15 protein-coding genes are annotated in these 21,061 nt (G+C 64.3%); 4 read left to right on the top strand and 11 right to left on the bottom strand.

The window, feature by feature from the left end:
* Positions 1-15 precede the first annotated feature (15 nt).
* The 10 genes from EOA79_RS16560 to EOA79_RS16515 form a co-directional block, all read right to left on the bottom strand.
* The gene (locus EOA79_RS16560; RefSeq protein ID WP_095800239.1) at positions 16-1,659 is read right to left on the bottom strand and encodes an alpha-glucosidase family protein; all 1,644 of its coding nucleotides are present in this window, start codon (positions 1,657-1,659) and stop codon (positions 16-18) included.
* On the bottom strand, positions 1,659-3,659 hold the full coding sequence (gene glgX / locus EOA79_RS16555) for a glycogen debranching protein GlgX (protein WP_095823756.1): 2,001 nt from the start codon (positions 3,657-3,659) through the stop codon (positions 1,659-1,661). Before glgX ends, EOA79_RS16560 begins: the two co-directional genes overlap by 1 nt.
* A gap of 196 nt (positions 3,660-3,855) precedes the next feature.
* Positions 3,856-5,484 carry an alpha-D-glucose phosphate-specific phosphoglucomutase gene (locus EOA79_RS16550; protein ID WP_095823757.1) on the bottom strand — a complete coding sequence of 543 codons (1,629 nt, stop codon included), beginning with the start codon at positions 5,482-5,484 and terminating at the stop codon, positions 3,856-3,858.
* A 3-nt stretch (positions 5,485-5,487) separates the two neighbouring features.
* Entirely contained in the window at positions 5,488-6,933 is a 1,446-nt protein-coding gene (glgA, locus tag EOA79_RS16545; RefSeq protein WP_095800242.1) for a glycogen synthase GlgA, read from the bottom strand.
* Between the two features lie 67 nt (positions 6,934-7,000).
* On the bottom strand, positions 7,001-8,266 hold the full coding sequence (gene glgC, locus EOA79_RS16540; RefSeq protein WP_067327922.1) for a glucose-1-phosphate adenylyltransferase: 1,266 nt from the start codon (positions 8,264-8,266) through the stop codon (positions 7,001-7,003).
* 14 nt (positions 8,267-8,280) lie between these two features.
* On the bottom strand, positions 8,281-10,515 hold the full coding sequence (glgB, locus tag EOA79_RS16535) for a 1,4-alpha-glucan branching protein GlgB (protein WP_067327921.1): 2,235 nt from the start codon (positions 10,513-10,515) through the stop codon (positions 8,281-8,283).
* A 114-nt stretch (positions 10,516-10,629) separates the two neighbouring features.
* A complete protein-coding gene (locus tag EOA79_RS16530) occupies positions 10,630-13,092 on the bottom strand; it encodes a glycogen/starch/alpha-glucan phosphorylase (RefSeq protein ID WP_127335422.1) in 2,463 nt (820 codons plus the stop codon).
* Positions 13,093-13,241: 149 nt separating this feature from the next.
* Entirely contained in the window at positions 13,242-14,024 is a 783-nt protein-coding gene (locus tag EOA79_RS16525; protein ID WP_066997791.1) for an ATP-binding cassette domain-containing protein, read from the bottom strand.
* 2 nt (positions 14,025-14,026) lie between these two features.
* Positions 14,027-15,091: an ABC transporter permease gene (locus tag EOA79_RS16520; protein ID WP_066997793.1), complete on the bottom strand. Its 1,065-nt coding sequence runs from the start codon at positions 15,089-15,091 to the stop codon at positions 14,027-14,029.
* Positions 15,092-15,252: 161 nt separating this feature from the next.
* On the bottom strand, positions 15,253-16,287 hold the full coding sequence (locus EOA79_RS16515) for a sugar ABC transporter substrate-binding protein (protein ID WP_066998169.1): 1,035 nt from the start codon (positions 16,285-16,287) through the stop codon (positions 15,253-15,255).
* Between the two features lie 212 nt (positions 16,288-16,499).
* On the opposite strand from EOA79_RS16515, the gene EOA79_RS16510 reads away from it, so the two are divergent.
* From EOA79_RS16510 to EOA79_RS16495, 4 genes are all read left to right on the top strand, one after another.
* Positions 16,500-17,726, top strand: a complete 1,227-nt coding sequence (locus EOA79_RS16510) for an ROK family transcriptional regulator (RefSeq protein WP_067327919.1) — start codon at positions 16,500-16,502, stop codon at positions 17,724-17,726.
* Between the two features lie 2 nt (positions 17,727-17,728).
* On the top strand, positions 17,729-18,175 hold the full coding sequence (locus EOA79_RS16505; protein WP_067327918.1) for an RbsD/FucU domain-containing protein: 447 nt from the start codon (positions 17,729-17,731) through the stop codon (positions 18,173-18,175).
* Positions 18,172-19,095 carry a carbohydrate kinase gene (locus EOA79_RS16500; RefSeq protein ID WP_127335986.1) on the top strand — a complete coding sequence of 308 codons (924 nt, stop codon included), beginning with the start codon at positions 18,172-18,174 and terminating at the stop codon, positions 19,093-19,095. Before EOA79_RS16505 ends, EOA79_RS16500 begins: the two co-directional genes overlap by 4 nt.
* Positions 19,096-19,347: 252 nt before the next feature.
* Complete coding sequence (locus EOA79_RS16495; RefSeq protein ID WP_095823761.1) at positions 19,348-20,490, top strand: DegT/DnrJ/EryC1/StrS aminotransferase family protein; 1,143 nt, start codon at positions 19,348-19,350, stop codon at positions 20,488-20,490.
* 21 nt (positions 20,491-20,511) lie between these two features.
* On the opposite strand, the gene EOA79_RS16490 is transcribed toward EOA79_RS16495, so the two are convergent.
* On the bottom strand, positions 20,512-21,061 hold a 550-nt coding region (locus tag EOA79_RS16490), incomplete at its 5' end, for an inositol monophosphatase family protein (RefSeq protein ID WP_281060292.1).

Genomic DNA, 21,061 nt, shown 5'->3' with positions numbered 1-21,061 from the left:
GTGCAGTAGCGACCGTCAGCCAATTCTCCCGACGAAGCACCCTACAGGCGGCAGCGCCAGCGCAATTTCTCCGAGAACACCGCCAAGCACGCCGGCGACGTCTACGGCAAGAACCGTTATCTCGACATCGCTGATCTCGGCCGGCAGCGTCCAGTTCGCCGGCTCACCAGCGAAGTTGAAGACGCATAGCAAGTTCTCGTTTTCGTGCTGACGGATGAAAGCAAGCACATCGCCCTCAGCCTCTAGGAACCGGATCGAGCCGGCGATCAGCGCCGGATGGCGCTTGCGCAAGGCCAGCATCGAGCGATAGGCGGCAAGGACAGAACCGTCCTCGCCCTCCTGCACATCGACCGCGCGGGCGCGATGCGACGGCGGTACCGGCAGCCAGGGCTTGCCCGCGGAGAAGCCACCAATTTCGGCCCCGGCCTCCCACACCATCGGGGTGCGGCAGCCGTCCCTGCCCTTCACGCCCGGCCAAAAACGGACGCCCAGCGGATCGCGCAGGTCCTCATAGGCAAGCTCGGCTTCCTCCAGCCCAAGCTCCTCGCCCTGGTAGAGGCAGATCGAGCCGCGCAGGCAGGACAGCAGCGCGATCGCGAATTTCGCCACCGCATCAGGATTTTCGCCCGGCTGCGTCCAGCGGCTGACATGGCGCATGACGTCGTGGTTGGAGAAGGCCCAGCAGACCCAGCCGTCGGCAACCGCGTTCTCGAACGCCTCGACGCAGCCGCGCACATGGGCGGCCGAGAATTGCGGGCCGAGCAGGTCGAAGGTGTAGCACATCTGCAATTTGTCGCCGCCGGAGGTGTATGCGGCGAGCGTCTGCAGCGAGCGCTCCTCATCGCCCACTTCGCCGACGGCGGCACGGTCCGGATATTCGTCGAGCAACACGCGGAAGCGCTTCAGGAAATCGAGATTCTCGGGGCGCGTCTTGTCGAAGAGATGCTCCTGGAAGGCGTAGGTGGTTGAGGCGACGTTGGTGCCGGCGACGCTTGAAGCCAGCGGCGGGTTGTCGCGCAGCCAGCGGTCGTGGACATAGTAGTTAACGGTATCCAGCCGGAACCCGTCAACGCCGCGCTCCAGCCAGAAGCGCACGGTGTCAAGCACCGCATCCTGCACCTCCGGATTGTGGAAATTCAGATCCGGCTGCGCGGCCAGAAAATTGTGCATGTAGTATTGCCGGCGGGTGGCGTCCCACTCCCAGGCCGGCCCGCCGAACAGCGACTGCCAGTTGTTGGGCGCACTGCCATCCGGCTTGGCGTCGGCCCAGACATACCAGTCCGCCTTGGCGTTGTCGCGGCTGGCGCGGCTCTCGACAAACCATTCGTGCTTGTCGGACGAATGCGAGATCACCTGGTCGATGATGAGCTTGAGGCCGAGCCGGTGCGCCTCGGCGACCAGCGCGTCGAAATCCTCCAGTGTGCCGAACATCGGATCGACATCGCGATAGTCCGACACGTCATAGCCCATGTCGGCCATCGGCGACTTGAAGAAGGGCGAGAGCCAGACGGCATCGACGCCGAGCGAAGCGACATGGGCAAGACGCGACGTTACCCCCTTGAGATCGCCGCTGCCGTCGCCGGTCGTATCCTGGAAGGAGCGCGGATAGATCTGGTAGACCACGCAGCCGCGCCACCATTCGGCATTCCCACCAGCCATTACGAACCCTTCCCGGCGTGGGCGTTTCCGGCCGCCCTGCGCTCGATCATGAAATTGACGGTGCGGCCGGGCAGCGGCCGCGCCAGGTCGATCGCCTGCGTGTCGATCGCCGAACGCCACTCGTAGCCATCTCGCAGCGGCAAGGTGAAGACGCATTGGCGGCGGTCGCCATTGACCATGACGGCAAGGCGACCGCGCTGGCTATCGCCGAGGATCATGACGAGGCGGTGTCGGCCGGGGTCGTTCCAGTCGGCCTCGCCGAGCGGCACGCCGGTTTCGGTCAACCACTCGACGTCCGGGATTTCCATTCCGTCTGCAGCTTTGCCGGTCAGGAAATTCGTGTCGGATAACGGCGGAAAGGCACGGCGCAGTTGCGCAAGCGCTGCTGTGTACCGCTCCAGCGCCCGGTCGCGGCCGGCCCAGTCGAGCCAGGTGATGGCGTTGTCCTGCGCATAGGCGTTGTTGTTGCCCTTCTGTGTGCGGCCGAACTCGTCGCCGGCGGTCAGCATGATGGTGCCGCGCGAGGCAAAGAGCGTCGCAAGCAGCGCGCGCTGGTCACCGAAGCGGGCCTTGGCGATTTCGGCGTCATCGGTCTCGCCCTCGACACCGTTGTTCCACGACAGATTGTCATTGTGGCCGTCGCGATTGTGCTCGCCGTTGGCCGCATTGTGCTTCTTCTCATAGGCAACGATGTCGGCCAGCGTCATGCCGTCATGCGCGGCGATGAAATTGACGCTGCGGCTCACCGGCTGGCCCGCCCTGCCGAAGACATCGGAGGAGCCGGCAAGCCGCGTGGCTAAAGCGCCGATCGCGCCCGCGTCGCCGCGCCAAAAGCGCCGGACGTCATCGCGATAGCGGTCGTTCCATTCAAGGTATGGCGGCCGGAAATTGCCGAGCTGGTAGCCGGTCGCGCCAATATCCCATGGCTCGGCGATCAGCACGCGGTCGGCGAGCACGGGGTCGCCGGCGATGGCTTCGAGAAGCGGCGCCTCCGGATCGAACGTGCCGTCAACGCGGCCGAGCACCGGCGCCAGATCGAAGCGGAAGCCGTCGACGCCGGCATGGCGGACGAAATGGCGCAGCGTGTCGAGCACCATCCTCTGCACGACCGGGTGGTCGCAGGCGACGGTGTTGCCGGTGCCGGTGTCATTGGCCAGTCGGCCGTCCGGCATGTGCCGGTAATAGGTCCGGGCGTCGAGGCCGCGCAGCGACAGTGTCGGCCCGAGCCGGTCGCTTTCGCCGGTGTGGTTGAAGACGAGGTCGAGGATCGTGCCGATACCCGCTTCACTCAGCGCCGCGACGGTATCGCGCAATTCGCTCAGGCCGCCCGGTGCCAGGCGGGGATCGAGCGCCATGAAGGTGACGGGGTTGTAGCCCCAGGCATTGTTCAGCCCCAGCGGCGGCAAATGGCGCTCGTCGATCGAGGCCGTGATCGGCATCAACTCGACGGCGGAAACGCCGAGACGCTTCAGATGCTCGACGACAGCCGGATGGGCAAGCGCCGCGATGGTGCCGCGCTGGGCCTCGGGGACGTCCGGATGCAGCATGGTGAAGGAGCGGACGTTGAGTTCGTAAATCAGGCCGCCGGGCCGGAACAGCGGCGGCTGGGGCGGCTGCGGTTTGGGCAGGGAATGAGCAATTGCCTTTGGCATGAGCGAGGACGTGTCGGCGCCTTCATTGCGTTTGGCGGCCAGCCTCCAGTGATATTGGTATGGACGATCGACCTCGACGGCATACGGATCGATGAGAAGCTTGTTCGGATCGAACCAGAGGCCGCGCTCCGGCGCATAGTCGCCGTCGGCGCGAAAACCGTAACGCGTGCCGTTCCCAAGGCCGGGGACAAGGAGTGCATGCACGCCCTCGCCTTCCGGGTTGAGTTCCAGCCGGTCGATCTCGCGCGCGCCGCTATCGTCGAAGAGCGAGACCCAAAGACGTCTGGCCGATGAGGAGCAAACGGCAAAGCGGATGCCTTCGGGAGTGATGCTGGCGCCGAGGGTCATGCGGGCCTCTCCCCTTCTCCCCTTGTGGGAGAACGTGGATCGGCGCGCAGCGCCGAGACGGATGAGGGGCGTTGGAAGGAAAGAGGCGTCGATGTTCTGGACACGGGTTTGCGCCAAGCTGGAGCACCCCTCAACCGTCCGAACTTCGCTCGGCCACCTTCTCCCACAGGGGGAGAAGGGGAAATCCTCACCACTTTCAAGTAATCACGCTCGGCTTGTTGCGACCGGTGTGGCTCTTGATGCCGGCGATGTCGTCGGCGGCGGCGATGAGGTCGGCGAGCGCTTCCTGCGTGTCGAGGTCATGCCTCGCCTTGTCGGGCTCGTAACGCTCGATATAGACGCGCAGCGTGGCGCCGGAAGTGCCGGTGCCGGAGAGCCGGAGCACGACGCGCGAGCCGCCCTCGAACAGGATCCTGATGCCCTGGTTTTTGCTCACCGAGCCGTCGACCGGGTCGTGATAGGCGAAGTCGTCGGCGCTGGCGATCTTCATGCCGCGCACGCTGGTGCCGGGCAGCGAGCCGAGCTTGGCGCGCAATTCGTCGACCAGTGCGTTGGCGCGGTCTGTCTCGACCTCCTCATAGTCGTAGCGCGAGTAATAGTTGCGGCCGTAGCTTTCCCAGTGCTTGGTGACGATGTCCTTGCAGCTCTCGCCCCGCACAGCGAGGATGTTGAGCCACAGAAGCACGGCCCACAGCCCGTCCTTCTCGCGCACATGGTTGGAACCGGTGCCGGCGCTTTCCTCGCCGCAGATCGTCGCCATGCCGGCGTCGAGCAGATTGCCGAAAAACTTCCAGCCGGTCGGCGTCTCGTAGATGCCGACGCCGAGCTTCTCGGCGACGCGATCGGCCGCTCCGCTGGTCGGCATCGAGCGGGCGATGCCCTTCAGGCCTTCCTTGTAGCCGGGCGCCAGATGCGCATTGGCGGCCAGCATCGCCAGAGAATCCGAGGGCGTTACGAAGATGCCCTTGCCGATGATCAGGTTGCGGTCGCCGTCACCGTCGGAAGCGGCGCCGAAATCCGGCGCGTCCGGCCCCATCATCTCGTCATAGAGATGTTTGGCATGGACCAGGTTCGGATCGGGGTGATGGCCGCCGAAATCGGGCAGCGGCTTGAAATTGCGGCAGGTCCCGGCCGGGGCGCCGAGCCTACGCTCGAGGATCTCCTTGGCATAGGGGCCGGTCACCGCGTGCATGGCGTCGAAGCGCATGCGGAAGCCATATTTGAAATTCGCGCGGATGGCGTCGAAGTCGAACAGGCTCTCCATCAGCTCGGCATAGTCCTTGACCGGGTCGAACACCTCGACCGTCATGCCGCCGGCTTGGAAGGTGCCGATCGTGTCGATGTCGACGGTGCCGATGTCGGCGATCTTGAAGCTCGAGATCGTCTTGGACTTTTCGAAGATCGCGTCGGTGATCTTCTCCGGCGCAGGGCCGCCGTTGCCGGCATTGTATTTGATGCCGAAGTCCTCGTGCGGGCCACCCGGATTGTGGCTGGCCGACAGGATGATGCCGCCAAAGGTCTTGTATTTGCGGATGATGTTGGACGCGGCCGGCGTCGACAGGATGCCGCCCTGCCCGACCATCACCTTGCCGAAGCCGTTCGCAGCGGCCATGGCGATGGCCGTCTGGATGACCTCGCGGTTGTAGAAACGGCCGTCGCCGCCGATCACCAGCGTCTTGCCCTGAAAACCTTCCAGCGCGTCGAAGATCGACTGGATGAAGTTCTCGGCATAGTGCTCCTGCTGGAAGACGGGCACCTTCTTGCGCAGGCCGGAGGTGCCGGGCTTCTGGTCGGTATAGGGTTTGGTAGGGACGGTTTTGATCATGCCTCAGGCAGCCCTTTTTGAAAGCAGCAAGCGATAGAGTTCGACATATTTCTCGGCGCTCTTGTCCCAGGAAACGTCGGCCTTCATGCCCTGGCGCTGGATCGAGGCCCAGGCGGCGGGTCTGGCATGCGCCTCAACGAGGCGACGGATGGCGTGCAGGAGGGCGCCGCCATTGTTCGGCGCGAATTGGAAACCGGTGGCAACGCCGGCCGAAAGTGCCGCCTCGTTGGCGTCGATGATGGTGTCCGCGAGGCCGCCGGTGCGGGCGACGACCGGCACGCAGCCATAGCGCAATCCATAGAGCTGGGTCAGGCCGCAGGGCTCGAAGCGTGAAGGGATGACGATGGCGTCGCAACCGCCCTGCATGATGTGGGAGAGCGCCTCGTCATAGCCGATGACGACGCCGACGCGGCCGCGATGCCGCGCGGCCGCGGCGAGCAGCGAGCCTTCGAGGCCGGCATCGCCCGAGCCCAGAACCGCCAGTCGTGCCCCACGCTGAACGACGCCGTCGACCACGGCAGCCAAAATGTCCATGCCCTTCTGCCAGGTCAGACGGCTGACCACGCAGACGATCGGGCTGTCGTCAGGCTCGAGGCTGAAGCGGTCCTCCACGGCCTTGCGGTTCAGGTCGCGCGCTTCCAGCGTCTCGGCCGAATAGTTGGCGACCAGGTGCTTGTCGGTCGCCGGGTTCCAGATGTCGACATCGATGCCATTGACGATGCCGTAGAGGTCGACGGCGCGCATGTTGATCAGGCCGTCGAGGCCCATGCCGAATTCCGGCGAGCGGATTTCCTGCGCGTAGGTCGGGCTCACCGTGGTGATCGCCCAGGCGGCCTGCAGGCCGGCCTTGAGGAAGCCAACGCCGCCATAATATTCGACGCCATCGAGCTGCATCGCCACGCCCGGCAGGCCGAGCTCGCCGAAAATGCCGGAGCCGAACTGTCCCTGAAAAGCAAGATTATGCACGGTGATCAGCGACGGCACGCCGATCGCATTGCCGTAGCGCATGTAGGCGAGCGTCATTGCCGACTGCCAGTCATGGGCATGCACGAGGTCTGGCTGGTAGCCGGAGATCGCGCCGCCGGCGATGTCGCCGCCGACCTGACTCAGCGCCGCGAAGCGCCGCCAGTTGTCGGGCCAGTCGGAGCCGGAGGCGGTACCATAGGGCCCGCCCTGGCGGTCGAAAAGATGCGGCGCGTCGAGCACGAAGAGCTCGAGCTCGCCGATCTTGACGGCGTGAACCGAAGCCTTGCCGCCCTGCAGCAGCGGGTACTGATAGACGGCCTTCTTTTTCTTGAAGGCGTCCATCACCACCGGGTAGCCGGGGATGAGCGTGCGCATCGCCACGCCCTTGCTGGCGAGCGCGATCGGCAGGGCACCGGTCACGTCGGCAAGCCCGCCGGTCTTGATCAGCGGGAAGATTTCGGGCGTGACGGACAGAACCTGCATGCGCCTAAGATCCACGGCTAAAGTGACAGCTTTGTTGATCAGACTGACAACTTGCCGATCAACCCTATCAGGTTGACAGCTTGTTGATCATATCCTGAGTGATCAGGCAGATGCCCTTTTCCGAAACGCGGAAGCGCTTGGCGTCGAGTGCCGCATCCTCGCCGACCACCAGCCCCTCCGGTATGTGGACGCCATGGTCGATGACGACGCGCTTGAGGCGCGCGTTGCGCCCAACCTGAACGTCGGGCAGCATCACCACTTCCTCGAGCTTCGCATAGGAATTGATGCGCGCGCCGGTGAAGATCAGGCTGCGGCGCAGCGATGCGCCGGAAACGATGCAGTCGCCGGACACCAGCGAGGAGATCGCCTCGCCGCGACGGCCGTCCTCGTCATGCACGAATTTGGCCGGCGGCTTCAATTCGGCATAGGTCCAGATCGGCCAATCCCGGTCGTAGAGATCGAGTTCGGGCGTGACATCGGTCAGGTCGATATTGGCTTCCCAATAGGCGTCCACCGTACCGACGTCGCGCCAGTAAGGCTCCGACTCGTGCGAGGAGCGGACGCAGGATTTGGCGAAGCGGTGGGCGATCGCCTTACCGTGCTGGACGATGTAGGGGATGATGTCCTTGCCGAAGTCGCGGCTGGATCCTGGCTCGGCCGCGTCGCGGCGCAACTGCTCCATCAGGAACTTGGTCTTGAAGACATAGATGCCCATCGAGGCCAGCGCATGGTCCGGCTTGTCCGGTATGCCGGGCGGGTCGGCGGGTTTCTCGATGAAGGAGATGATGGTGTCCTTCTTGTCGACATGCATGACGCCGAAGCCGGTCGCCTCCATGCGCGGCACTTCGAGGCAGCCGACGGTGACATCGGCGCCGGCATCGACGTGCTGGCGCAGCATCAGCTCATAATCCATCTTGTAGATGTGGTCGCCGGCTAGGATGACCATGTATTCGGGGCCATAGGCCTCGATGATATCGATGTTCTGGTAGACCGCATCCGCCGTGCCCTCGTACCACTGCGTTTCCGAGACGCGCTGCGAGGCGGGCAGGATGTCGAAGCTCTCGTTTCGTTCGGGGCGCAGGAAGTTCCAGCCACGCTGCAGGTGGCGGATCAGCGAGTGCGCCTTGTATTGGGTGGCGACGCCGAGACGGCGAATGCCGGAGTTGAGCGCATTGGACAGCGCAAAATCGATGATGCGCGTCTTGCCGCCGAAATAGACGGCGGGCTTGGCGCGCCGGTCGGTCAGCTCCTTGAGGCGGCTGCCGCGGCCGCCGGCCAGCACATAGGCCATGGCATCGCGCGCCAGCGGCTGGGTTCTCTTGATCTCTGCCATCGTTTGCCTCCCTCCTAAGCTGTCCGGACCTTTGCTTCGTCCGCGACGAATTCCAGCATGATCGTCGACAGGGGCGGCAAGAGCATCGTCGCCGACGTGCCGCCCCCTTCCCCGCTCGCCACGATCATGCCGCCATTGCCCATGCCGGAGCCGCCATACTCGGCGGCGTCAGTGTTGATGATCTCGCGCCACTCGCCCGCCTTCGGCAGCGGCACGCGATAGTTCTCGCGCGGCACCGGCGTGAAGTTGGAAATGACGGCTATCGGGTTGCCGTCCGGCGCGCTGCGCAGCCAGGCAAAGACCGAATTGTCGCGATCGTCGACGATCAGCCAGGAGAAGCCTTCCGGCTCGCAGTCGCGCGCATGCAGCGCCGGGCGCGAACGATAGAGGTAGTTCAAGTCCCGCACCGCCTGCCGGACGCCGCGGTGCGGGGCGTGCTCCAGCAGATTCCAGTCGAGCGCGCGTTCCTCGCTCCACTCGCGGCGCTGGGCGAATTCCTGGCCCATGAACAGGAGCTTCTTGCCGGGATAACCCCACATGAAGGCGTAGTAAGCGCGCAGCGTGGCGAATTTCTGCCAGTCGTCGCCTGCCATCTTGTGGAGCAGCGTGCCCTTGCCGTGCACGACCTCGTCATGAGAGAGCGGCAGGACGAAATTCTCGGAGAAAGCGTAGACAAGGCCGAAGGTGATGTCGTTGTGATGGTGCTTGCGGTAGATCGGCTCCTTGGAGAAATACTCCAGCGTGTCGTGCATGAAGCCCATGTTCCATTTGAAGCCGAAGCCGAGCCCGCCTTCATGCACCGGCTGCGATACCTTCGGCCATGAGGTCGATTCTTCGGCGATCGTCATCACCCCGGGATGATGGCCGTAAAGCTCCTTGTTCATCTTCTGCAGGAAGCTGACCGCCTGCAAATTCTCGCGCCCGCCTTTCTCGTTGGGGATCCACTCGCCTGACCTGCGCGAATAATCGAGGTAGAGCATCGAGGCGACAGCGTCGACGCGCAAACCGTCGACATGGTATTTTTCGGCCCAGAACAGCGCGTTGTTGACGAGGAACGACACCACCTCGCGGCGGCCGAAATTGTAGATGGCGGTATTCCAGTCGGGGTGAAAACCCTGGCGCGGGTCGGCATGCTCGTAGAGCGCGGTGCCGTCGAACTTCACCAGCCCATGCTCGTCGACGGGGAAATGCGCCGGCACCCAGTCGAGGATGACGCCGACGCCGGCACGATGCGCACCGTCGACGAAGCGGGCGAAGCCATCGGGATCGCCGAAGCGCGCGGTCGGCGCATAAAGGCCGGTCGTCTGGTAGCCCCAGGACGGATCGTAGGGGTGCTCCGAGATCGGAAGGAACTCGATATGGGTGAAGCCGGTTTCGACCACGTAGGGGATCAGCTGCGCGGCGAGCTCGTCCCAGGTGAGGAAGGTGCCGTCATCGCGGCGCTGCCACGAGCCGGCATGGACCTCGTAGATCGAGATCGCCTCGCGCCGCGGATCGGCCTTCTGCCAGAAGCTGCGATGGGCCTCGTCGCCCCATTGATGCGCGATCGGCGGCGCCGTCACCGAAGCGGTCGCCGGGCGCAGCTCGGACTCGAAGGCGAACGGATCGGCCTTGAGGGGCAGGCGCACGCCGTCGGGACCGATGATCTCGAACTTGTAAGGCTGGCCGGCGCCGAGGTCCGGAATGAACAGCTCCCAGATGCCGGTGTCCTTGCGGTCGCGCATGGTGTGCCGGCGGCCGTCCCAGTCGTTGAAGGCGCCAACCACCGAGACGCGCCGGGCATTGGGCGCCCATACCGCGAAATGCACCCCGGTGGCCCCCTCATGCTCGATGATATGGGCGCCGAGCTTGTCGAAGAGCCTCAGGTGTGAGCCCTCCGCCATGTAGTAGTCGTCCATCGGGCCTAGCACCGGGCCGAAGGAATAAGGGTCGGTCAGCCACCAGTCGCCGCCGGCATTCCTCGCGTGATAGCGCAACGGCTGACGCTTGCGGATCGAAAGCTTGCCCTCGAAGAAGCCGGCATCGTTGCTGCGCACGAGTTCCCCGGCTTCCTTGCCGGTGAGCGTATAGGCGGTGACGCATTCGGCATTGGGTACGAAGCAGCGGGCGACTAAGCCCTTGCCGGCCGCGTGCACACCCAGAATTGCAAAGGGATCGCCATGCGTTCCGGCGACAATGGCCGCGACATCGCCGGCTGGCGCCAGTCCGTCCGGCCCGCTTGGTGCAGCGGTCGCGCGCGGCTTCCTCATCAGGCGGCGTCCCTCCCTGGGAACTATTCTGGTTTGTGCATATGTTGGCCAAAACCGCTAGGCACTTTTGGGCGACATGCACGTCCACGTTGTCGGCGGCCTCATGCAATCACATCAGACAGGTACGTTCCAGATTTCTTTCGCGTATTGGCGAATGGTGCGATCGGACGAGAACCAGCCGACGCGGGCGACATTGCGGATGGCGCGCGAGTACCAGTCGGGACTGTTGCGCCAGAGATCGTCGACCTCGCGCTGGCAGGCGGCGTAGGAGTCGAAATCGGCCGCCACCATGAACCAGTCGCTCTGATAAAGGCCGTTCATGAGGTCGCGGTAGCGGTTGGGATCGTCAGGCGAGAAGACGCCGGAGGAGATCGCCGACACCGCCTGCGACAACTCCGGCGAGGACGCGATCACGCCGCGCGGATTGTAGCCGTTGTCGCGGCGTTCGGCGACCTCGGCGGTGGTGAGGCCGAAGATGAAGATGTTGTCGTCGCCGACGCGCTCCTTGATCTCGACATTGGCGCCGTCGAGCGTGCCGATGGTCAAGGCGCCGTTGAGGGCAAACTTCATGTTGCCGGTGCCGGAAGCCTCCATACCGGCGGTCGAGATCTGCTCGGAAAGATCGGCCGCCGGCATCATCACCTCGGCGAGGCTGACATTGTAGTTCGGCACGAACACAACCTTGAGCAGGCCGCGCGTCGAGGGATCGCCGTTGATCACCCGGGCGACGTCGTTGGCCAGTTTGATGATGAGCTTGGCGTTGTGGTAGCTCGGCGCCGCCTTGCCGCCGAAGAATTTAACCCGCGGCATCCAGTCCCGCTCGGGATGCGAGCGGATCTGGTCGTAGAGCGCGATCGCCTCCAGAATGTTGAGCAATTGGCGCTTGTATTCGTGGATGCGCTTGACCTGGATGTCGAACAGCGCTGAAGGATCGAGCCTGATGCCGAGCCGGTCGGCGACCAGGTTTGCAAGCCTCACCTTGTTCTGGCGCTTCACGGCGGCAAACTTCTCGCGGAAAGCGGAGTCGCCGGCAAGAGGATCGAGATCCTTGATCGCTTCGATGTCGTCCATGAAGCAGTTCCCGATCGCTTCGCGGGCAAGCGCGGTCAGGCCGGGATTGCACTGGATCAGCCAGCGCCTGGGCGTGATGCCGTTGGTCTTGTTGTTAATGCGGTCGGGATAGAGCTTGTGGAGATCGGCAAACACCGTCTCCTTCATCAGATCGGTGTGCAGCGCCGAGACGCCGTTGATCGAATGCGAGCCGACGAAAGCGAGATTGCCCATGCGCACGCGGCGGTCGCCATTTTCCTGGATCAGCGAGATGCGGGCGATCTGCTCGCCCGAGAATTTTCCGGTGGCCCGCGCCTCCAGGAGAACCTGGGCATTGATGGCGTAGACGATCTGCATGTGGCGCGGCAACAGACGCTCGAACAGCGGCACCGGCCAGCTTTCCAACGCCTCCGGTAGCAGCGTGTGGTTGGTGTAGGCGAAGGTGCGCTTGGTGATGTCCCAGGCAAGGTCGAAATCCATGCCGTGAACGTCCATCAGAAGCCGCATCAGCTCCGGCACGGCGACGGCCGGATGGGTGTCGTTCAGGTGGATCGCGGCCTTGTCGGGCAACGATCTCAGGTCGCCGTACTGGCTGAGATGCCGCTGGACGATGTCCTGCAGCGAAGCAGTCGAGAAGAAATATTCCTGGCGCAGCCGGAGCTCCTGCCCGGCCATGTGCGAGTCGGCCGGATAGAGAACGCGCGACAGCGCGTCGGCCTTGTTGCTTTCGGCGAGCGCGCCGATGTGGTCGCCGGCATTGAACTTGTCGAGCAGAATCGGGTCGATCGGCATGCCGGACCACAGCCGCAGCGTGTTGACGCGCTTGGCGCGCCAGCCCGCGACCGGCGTGTCATAAGCGACCGCCAGCACATGCTCGTTGGGCCTCCAGACATGGCGCTCCAGGCGGCCGTCCTTTGAGGTGATCGATTCCACCGAACCGCCGAAGCCGACCTCGAAGGAACGTTCGCGCCGCTCGAACTCCCATGGGTTGCCATGGTCGAGCCAGGTTTCCGGCAACTCGACCTGCCAGCCGTCATGGATCTCCTGCCGGAACATGCCGTTGGCGTAGCGGATGCCGTAGCCGTGGGCGGGGATATCGACCGTGGCCATGCTTTCCATGAAGCAGGCGGCCAGCCGGCCGAGACCGCCATTGCCGAGGGCTGCGTCCGGTTCAAGGCCGGCGATCAAGTCGAGATCCACGCCGAGCGATGCCAGCGCCTCGCGCATGTTCTCCATCAGGCCGAGATTGGAGAAGGCGTCGCGCATCAGGCGCCCGATGAGGAATTCGAGCGAGAGATAGTAGACGCGCTTTTCCTGCTGGTCGTAGGCTTCCTTGGTCGCCTGGATCCAGTGATCGACGACGCGGTCGCGCACCACCTTGATCGAGGCGGTCAGCCAGTCATATGGCGTTGCGACGGTGGTGTCCTTGCCGACCCGGTACTTGAGCGACATCAGGACTTCCTCGGCGAGCGTCCTGGGATCGGGGTGGTCGAGAGCGGGGGCTTCGATCGTCATGGCGGGTTTCATATCGCCTCTCGTTCGGTTGGCCTGATCATAGCGGCTTTCACCGTTTCTCCTACCCCAGTTTGCCGCGCTGCAGCATATATTGTTAAATCGATTTAGGACGGAGTGTCCATCCGATGCACCTGCGGCCAATTACCATGGTGGGGCGGAGATCAGGCCGCCAGCGCGTCCTCCGGCGGCTTCTTGGCGCCGGTCATGAGCGCGACGGCATCCGACATCGAAATCTGCTTCGGATCGACGACGCATAGACGCCGTCCAAGCCGGTGGATGTGGATGCGATCGGCGACCTCGAAGACATGCGGCATGTTGTGCGAGATGAGCACGATCGGCAGGCCGCGCTTCTTGACGTCGAGGATCAGCTCGAGGACGCGGCGACTTTCCTTGACACCGAGCGCCGCCGTCGGTTCGTCCATGATCACCACCTTCGATCCGAAGGCGGCGGCGCGAGCCACGGCGACGCCTTGGCGCTGGCCGCCCGAAAGCGTCTCCACCGCCTGGCTGATGTTCTGGATGGTCATCAGGCCGAGTTCGGTCAGCTTGTCGCGGGCGCGCTTTTCCATCGCCGGACGATCCAGCATGCGGAACCAGCTGCCGAGCGGACCCGGTTTGCGGATCTCGCGGCCGAGAAACATGTTGTCGGCGATCGACAGCGCCGGCGACAATGCCAGGTTCTGGTAGACGGTCTCGATCCCCGCCTCGCGGGCCTCGATGGGCGATTTGAACTGGACCTGCTTGCCGTCCAGCTCAATCACCCCTTCATCGGGATGCACGGCGCCGGAGATCGCCTTGATGAGCGTCGACTTGCCGGCGCCGTTGTCGCCGATCACGGCCAGGATTTCACCCGGGTAGAGATCGAAGTCGCAGTTGTTGAGCGCGGTCACGCGGCCGTAGCGCTTGGTTAGACCGCGCGCGGTGAGAACAGCCTGCTGGGTCATGGTTACACCGAAACCTTTCTGATCCACTGGTCGATCGCCACGGCGCCGATAATCAGGACACCGGTGAGCAGCACTTTCCATTGCGGGTCAGCGCCCAGCATGTTGAGGCCCATCGAGACGACGCCGACGATCATGGCGCCGAACAGCGTGCCGAGGATGGAGCCGCGGCCGCCAAAGAGCGAGATGCCCCCGATCACGGTCGCGGTGATCGCTTGCAGATTGTAGTCGGTGACGGCGGCGGACGGCGAGATCGAGCCGTTGCGGCCGATCGACACCCAGGCAGCGAAGGCGGCGATCAGACCGGCAAGCGTATAGACGGCCATCAGCACAGACTTGGTCTGGATACCGGAGAGTTTCGCCGCTTCCGGGTCGTCGCCGACGGCATAGACATGGCGGCCCCACGCCGTGTGGTTGAGCACATACCACAAGAGCAGCACCAACAGGACCATGGCGATGACGCCGGCCGTCAGCACGGCGGAGCCGACCCTGAAGCTCAGCGCGAAGAGATGCAGCAGCGGCGCCTGAGCGTCGACATCGGCGTCGCGGATCGTCTCATTGGCCGAGTAGATGAAATTGGTGGCCATGACGATGTTCCAGGTGCCCAGTGTCACGATGAAGGGCGGCAATTTCATATAGGCGACCAACAAGCCGTTGAGCATGCCGCAAACCGCGCCTGCGCCAAGCCCAAGCACCACGGCCAGGATTGTCGGCATGCCATAGGTGATGGCGCAGTTGCCCATGACCACCGCCGAGATGACCATCACCACGCCGATCGAAAGATCGATGCCGGCGGTCAGGATGACCAGCGTCTGGGCAGCGCCCAGGATGCCGACGATGGCGATCTGCTGCAGGATCAGCGTCAGCGTGTAGGACGAAAAGAAGCGGCCGCCGATGGCAACGCCAAAGATGATGACCGACAGCACCAGCACGATCAGCGGCACCGCCGCCGGCGTGGAGTGCAGGAAATGCTGGGCGCGCTTGACGAACGACTTGCCGTGCTCGTCGAAGGCCGCGACGCTGCTGTCGCTGCCCGAAAGTACCTTCTCGAATTCCTGAATCTGAGACATGTATCCTCCCGTATGCGCACAGCCTTCTCATTGCTGCGCGCGCCGTCGACGCCTCTTCCGGTCTGTCGCCAGGATTGTCCGCGCTTGACGAAGGCGCATCGTCCACCCGATGCGGCCGGGGATCAAGCCCCCAGCCGCAAGCTTTGTGAACCGTCAGAGCGTCAGCCCCAGCACTTGGCGAGGCCTTCCTTGGTGTCGATCGACTTGACGCCGTTGGCCGGCTTGTCGGTGACGAGATTGACGCCGGTGTCGAAGAAGTTCTTCCCTTCGGTCGGCTTCGGCTTCGTTCCGTCCTTGGCAAATTTGGCGATCGCCTCGATGCCGAGCGCCGCCATCTGCAGCGGGTACTGCTGCGAGGTGGCGCCGATAACGCCCTCGGCAACCGACTTGACGCCCGGGCAGCCGCCGTCGACCGAAACGATCAGCACCTGCTTTTCCAGACCGACGGCCTTGAGCGCCTGGTAGGCACCGACTGCGGCCGGCTCGTTGATGGTGTGGATGACGTTGATGGTGTTGTCCTTTTGCAGGAGGTTCTCCATCGCCTTGCGGCCGCCTTCCTCGTTGCCGTTGGTCACGTCGTGGCCGACGATGCGCGGATCGTCTTCGTCGCCGATCTTGTTGGGATCCTTCACGTCGATGCCGTAGCCCATCATGAAGCCCTGGTCGCGCAGAACGTCGACGGTCGGCTGGGAAGGAGTGAGGTCGAGGAAGCCGATCTTGGCGTCCTTGGCCTTGTCGCCGAGCGTGGCGGCGGCCCAGGCGCCGATCAGCTTGCCGGCCTCCAGATTGTCGGTGGCGAAGGTCGCATCGGCAGCGTCGATCGGATCGAGCGGCGTGTCGAGGGCGATCACCAGCAGGCCGGCGTCACGCGCCTTCTTCACCGTCGGCACGATGCCCTTGGTGTCAGAGGCGGTGATCAGGATGCCCTTGGCGCCGTCGGCAATGCAGCTCTCGATCGCCGCGACCTGGCTCTCGCTGTCGCCGTCGATCTTGCCGGCATAGGTCTTCAGGTCGACGCCGAGTTCCTTGGCCTTGGCGGTGGCGCCTTCCTTCATCTTCACGAAGAAGGGATTGGTGTCGGTCTTGGTGATCAGGCAGGCGCCGACGCCCGCAGCCGATGCGGACGAGGCGAATGCGAGCAGGCCCAGCCCGGCCGCCGCGAATACGGTGGACTTCAGCAGCGATTTCTTGGTCACGATTTCCTCCCAATGGAACCATTCCGGACGCCGGCCAACCCGGCGCCTCGAGCGCATCCAACCATTTTTCCCAGCGTGGACGCCACCCCAAAAGACACCAGTCCGCATCATCTGTCAATAATTAAATCACTCTTATTTATTATTGACAGACTTGCGCTGTTCACTCATTCTGAACGAAAAGCCAGTGTGGGGAAACCGACGGGAGGAACAGGGTGGAGACCGGCATTGCGAGGCACGGTTCGCCCGAGGCTCTGGAGAGCCGGCTGCATCGCGGCACGAACCAGAGCGGCATGCGCGACCACAATGAAAGGCTGGTGCTGTCACTGGTGCGCCAGCATGGCAGCCTCGCCAAATCCGACATCGCGCGCATGACCGGGCTGTCGGCCCAGACGGTATCCGTCATCATGCGGGAGCTGGAAGAGGACAAGCTGCTCGTGCGCCAGGCGCCGCTGCGCGGCAAGATCGGCCAGCCGTCGATCCCGATGGCGCTCAATCCGGAAGGAGCTTTCTTCATCGGTCTCAAGATCGGCCGCCGCAGCGCCGAGCTGGTGCTGATCGACTTCCTCGGCAATGTGCGATCGATGCTGCAGAATTCCTATCGTTATCCGGCGCCGCGCGAGACGGTGGAGTTCGTCGGCGCTGGGATCAAACAAATGCGCGGCGAGCTGACACCGGCGCAGGACAAGCGCATCGCCGGGCTCGGGATCGCCATGCCGTTCGAGCTTTGGAGCTGGGCCGACACAGCCGGCGCGCCGCGCGAGATCATGGATGAATGGCGCCATCGCGACATCCGCGCCGACATCCAGTCCCAATGCGACTTTCCGGTCTATCTGCAGAACGATGCCACGTCCGCTTGCGGGGCAGAGCTCGTCTTCGGCCAGGCAGGCGCGGCGCGCGACTTCGTCTATTTCTATATCGGCGCCTTTGCCGGCGGCGGCATCGTGCTCAACGGCCGCCTGTTCGGCGGGCCGACCGGCAATGCCGGCGCCCTGGGTTCGATGCCGGTGCCCGGGCCGGACGGCAAGCCGACACAGCTTATCGATGTCGCCTCGATCGCCATGCTGGAAAAGGCGCTGAGCGCCAAGGGCATCGACGGCTCCTATCTGTGGACCTCGCCGCAGGAATGGGGCGAGATCGGCGCCGAGCTCGACGACTGGATCGCAAGTGCTGCACAAGCGCTGGCCTATGCGATCGTTGCCGCCTCGTCGGTCATCGATTTCGAGGCCGCGGTGATCGACGGCTGGATGCCCCTCGACGTGCGGCGGAGGCTTGTCGATGCGGTGACGGACGCGATCAGCGGTATCGACGCCGAGGGGCTGAAGCTGCCGGTCGTACGCGAAGGAACAGTCGGCATCCATGCGCGGGCGCTTGGCGGCGCCAGCCTGCCGCTTTCCGAACGCTTCCTGATCGGACCGACGACGATTTCCAGGAGCGCCTGACCATGCTGATCGGCATTCCGTCGCTGCTCGGCCCGCAGCTTCTGGCGACGCTCAGGGCCATGGGCCATGGCGACGAGATCGCCATCGTCGACGGCAATTATCCGGCCGAGGAACAGGCGCGCAGGCTGATCCGCGCCGACGGCCATGCCGTCATTCCGGTGCTGGACGCCGTTTTGAGCGTGCTGCCGGTGGATGCGGCGGTGCCGGAGGCCCTGTTCCGCGCCTCGGTCAAAGGCGATCCGGCGCTCGCCGATCCCGTGCATCACGAGATGGAAGCGGTCTGCGCCAAACGCGCGCCGGGGCACAAGGTGATTGCGCTGGCGGGGGCCGACTTCTATGCACGCGTCAAGGCCGCGCATGCGATCGTCGCGACCAGCGAACCCAGGCTTTATGCCAACATCATCATCCGTAAGGGCGTGATCCATCCGCCGGAAACCGAGACACAATGATCCTCTGCTGTGGCGAAGCCCTGATCGACATGCTGCCGCGCACGACAGCGGAAGGCGAAGCGGCCTTCGCGCCTTATGTCGGCGGAGCGGTGTTCAACACGGCGGTCGCGCTCGGACGGCTGGGCGCTCCGGCAGGCTTCTTCTCAGGTCTCTCCTCCGACCTGTTCGGCGGCCAGCTCCGCGAGGCGCTGGGAGCCAGCAAGGTGAGCTCGACCTATGCGCACACCTCGCCCAAGCCGACCACGCTCGCCTTCGTGCGGCTCACCGATGGCCAGGCGAGCTATACGTTCTACGACGAGAACACCGCCGGGCGCATGCTCGCCATCGAGGACCTGCCGAAGCTCGGCGCCGAGATCGAGGCGATGCTGTTCGGCGGGATCAGCCTGATCTCGGAACCGGCGGGATCGGCCTATGAGGAGTTCATGCGGCGCGAGCACAACAGCCGGGTGATGATGCTCGACCCCAACATCCGGCCGAACTTCATTCCGGACAACGCCAAGCATCTGAGGCGCATCCGCAAGATGATGGCGATGGCCGACATCGTCAAACTGTCGGACGAAGACCTCAACTGGTTCGACGAAGCGGGCTCGCACGAGGAGGTCGTGCGCAACTGGCTTGACCGCGGTCCCAGCCTGATCGTCGTCACCCATGGCAGCGAAGGCGCCGTCGGCTACAGCAGGGAGCACAAGGTCACGGTGGTGCCGCGGAAAGTGAAGGTGGTCGACACCGTCGGCGCGGGCGACACCTTCAATGCCGGCATCCTTGCCTCGCTGCACGAGCAGGGTCTGCTCACCAAAGCAGCGATCGGCGGCCTCTCGGAGGAAGCCATCCGCAGCGCGCTGGAGCTTGGCGCCAAGGCGGCCGCCGTGACGGTATCTCGGGCCGGCGCCAACCCGCCATGGCGGCACGAAATCGCCTGATCGGCTGACCGGTCCCGCCGGCGATCCGTGCCCGAGCGATCACTTTATGTTTCGAAGGGCCGGAACAGCGCGACAAGAGCCGCTTCGAATACGCTTGGAAGCCCGGATTTCCGGCTTCTTCTGGCAATGCGCAGGCAAAAAACGGTAACAGGCTGCGACACTTGCGCAATTCGCCCTGGCCATGGGCGGCTTTTTCAGCCGTGGCAAGTCTGGTACCAGCGGGCCGGTTTACTGGCAGCTTCTGAGGCCGACATGCAGTTCATCGATCTTGGCGCGCAGCGCGAACGAATCCGCGACCGGCTGAAGGCCGCGATCGACACGGTGGTCGAAGACGGCCGTTACATCCTCGGCCCGCAAGTCGCAGAATTCGAGAACAAGCTCGCGGCTTACATCGGCGTCAAGCATGTGGTGGCCTGCGCCAACGGCACCGATGCGCTGCTTCTGCCGCTGTTTGCGGCCGGCATCGGTCCGGGCGATGCCGTGTTCGTGCCAAGCTTCACCTTCGCCGCGACGGCCGAAGTGGTGGCGCTCGCCAAGGCCGAGCCTGTCTTCGTCGACGTCGATCCCGACACCTACAACATCGATATCGCCAGCCTCGAGGCGGCGATCGACATGATCAAGAAGCAAGGAAGGCTGAAGCCGAAGGCGATCATCCCGGTCGACCTGTTCGGACTTGCCGCCGACTACGAGGCGATCATGGCGATCGCAAAGCGCGAGAGCCTGCTGGTGATCGAGGACGCCGCCCAGTCGATGGGCGGCTCGGCCGACGGCACGATGTGCGGCGCCTTCGGCCATGTCGGCTCGACCAGCTTCTATCCGGCCAAGCCGCTCGGCTGCTACGGCGATGGCGGCGCGATGTTCACCAACGATGCTGCGCTCGCCGACAAGCTGCGCTCCTTCGCCTTCCACGGCAAGGGCGAGACGCAGTACGACAACATCCGCGTCGGCATCAATTCCCGCCTCGACACGCTGCAGGCGGCGATCCTGATCGAGAAGCTCGCCATCCTCGAGGAGGAGATGGTGGCCCGCCAGGCGGTCGCCGACCGTTACGCCAATGGGCTTGGCGACATCGTCAAGGCATCACGCAATCTCGGCCACGGCCGCTCGGCCTGGGCGCAATATGCCATCGAGACGCCGAAACGCGACGGGTTGAAGGCCCATCTCGGCGAACAAGGCATCCCGTCGGTCATCTATTACGTGAAGCCGCTGCACGAACAAATCGCCTACCGCGATTATCCGCGTACGCCGACCGGTCTTGCGGTTTCGGAGAAGCTGCCGAAGCAGATCCTCTGTCTGCCGATGCACGCCTATCTCAGCGAAGCCGACCAAGACAAGATCGTCGAGACGATCCGCAATTATATCGGCTCCAACTCGGCGCAGGTCGCGGCTGCCTAATCTCGGCCCTTGAGCGGGAGATTAAACCTCCACGCCCTTCCCCGTCGCAATGAAATACGGGTTGGCGAAATCCGTGTCAGTGGCCTGGTTGCGTTTGCCGTAGACGAGCGGCTGGCCGTCCAGCGTGCGGGTCATGCCGCCGGCGGCGCGCAGCACCGCATCGCCAGCGGCCGTGTCCCACTCCATGGTGCGGCCGAAGCGCGGATAAACGTCAGCCTCGGCGGCGGCGAGCAGGCAGAATTTCAGCGACGAGCCTATCGAGACGATTTCGGTGGCGCCGAGATCGCGGATGAAGGCTTCGGTTTCCGGCGTGTTGTGCGAGCGGCTGGCGACGACGGCGAGCGGCGTGCCGCCTGCCCGCACGGTGATTGGCCGACGGCCGGCGATACGATAGTCGCCGTCAACGTCGATCGCTTCCGCCGTCCCCGCCCGACCGGAGAAGAAACGTCCTGTGCAAGGCGCGAACACGACGCCGACTTCCGGCACGCCGTGGCGCACCAGCGCAATGTTGACGGTGAAATCGGTGCGGCGGTTGACGAATTCCTTGGTGCCGTCGAGCGGATCGACGAGG

The organism is Mesorhizobium sp. M1A.F.Ca.IN.020.03.2.1, assembly GCF_004023205.1.
GTDB lineage: Bacteria > Pseudomonadota > Alphaproteobacteria > Rhizobiales > Rhizobiaceae > Mesorhizobium.
This window is presented reverse-complemented; position numbering and strand designations above follow the sequence as displayed.

Bases quoted from the DNA above. Each gene is read 5' to 3' on its own strand.
- EOA79_RS16550 (WP_095823757.1), bottom strand. From the start codon at position 5,484: ATGATCAAAACCGTCCCTACCAAACCCTATACCGACCAGAAGCCCGGC.
- EOA79_RS16530 (WP_127335422.1), bottom strand. From the start codon at position 13,092: ATGAAACCCGCCATGACGATCGAAGCCCCCGCTCTCGACCACCCCGAT.
- glgA (WP_095800242.1), bottom strand. From the start codon at position 6,933: ATGCAGGTTCTGTCCGTCACGCCCGAAATCTTCCCGCTGATCAAGACC.
- EOA79_RS16560 (WP_095800239.1), bottom strand. From the start codon at position 1,659: ATGGCTGGTGGGAATGCCGAATGGTGGCGCGGCTGCGTGGTCTACCAG.
- EOA79_RS16500 (WP_127335986.1), top strand. From the start codon at position 18,172: ATGATCCTCTGCTGTGGCGAAGCCCTGATCGACATGCTGCCGCGCACG.
- glgB (WP_067327921.1), bottom strand. From the start codon at position 10,515: ATGAGGAAGCCGCGCGCGACCGCTGCACCAAGCGGGCCGGACGGACTG.
- EOA79_RS16495 (WP_095823761.1), top strand. From the start codon at position 19,348: ATGCAGTTCATCGATCTTGGCGCGCAGCGCGAACGAATCCGCGACCGG.
- glgC (WP_067327922.1), bottom strand. From the start codon at position 8,266: ATGGCAGAGATCAAGAGAACCCAGCCGCTGGCGCGCGATGCCATGGCC.
- EOA79_RS16505 (WP_067327918.1), top strand. From the start codon at position 17,729: ATGCTGATCGGCATTCCGTCGCTGCTCGGCCCGCAGCTTCTGGCGACG.
- EOA79_RS16525 (WP_066997791.1), bottom strand. From the start codon at position 14,024: ATGACCCAGCAGGCTGTTCTCACCGCGCGCGGTCTAACCAAGCGCTAC.
- glgX (WP_095823756.1), bottom strand. From the start codon at position 3,659: ATGACCCTCGGCGCCAGCATCACTCCCGAAGGCATCCGCTTTGCCGTT.
- EOA79_RS16520 (WP_066997793.1), bottom strand. From the start codon at position 15,091: ATGTCTCAGATTCAGGAATTCGAGAAGGTACTTTCGGGCAGCGACAGC.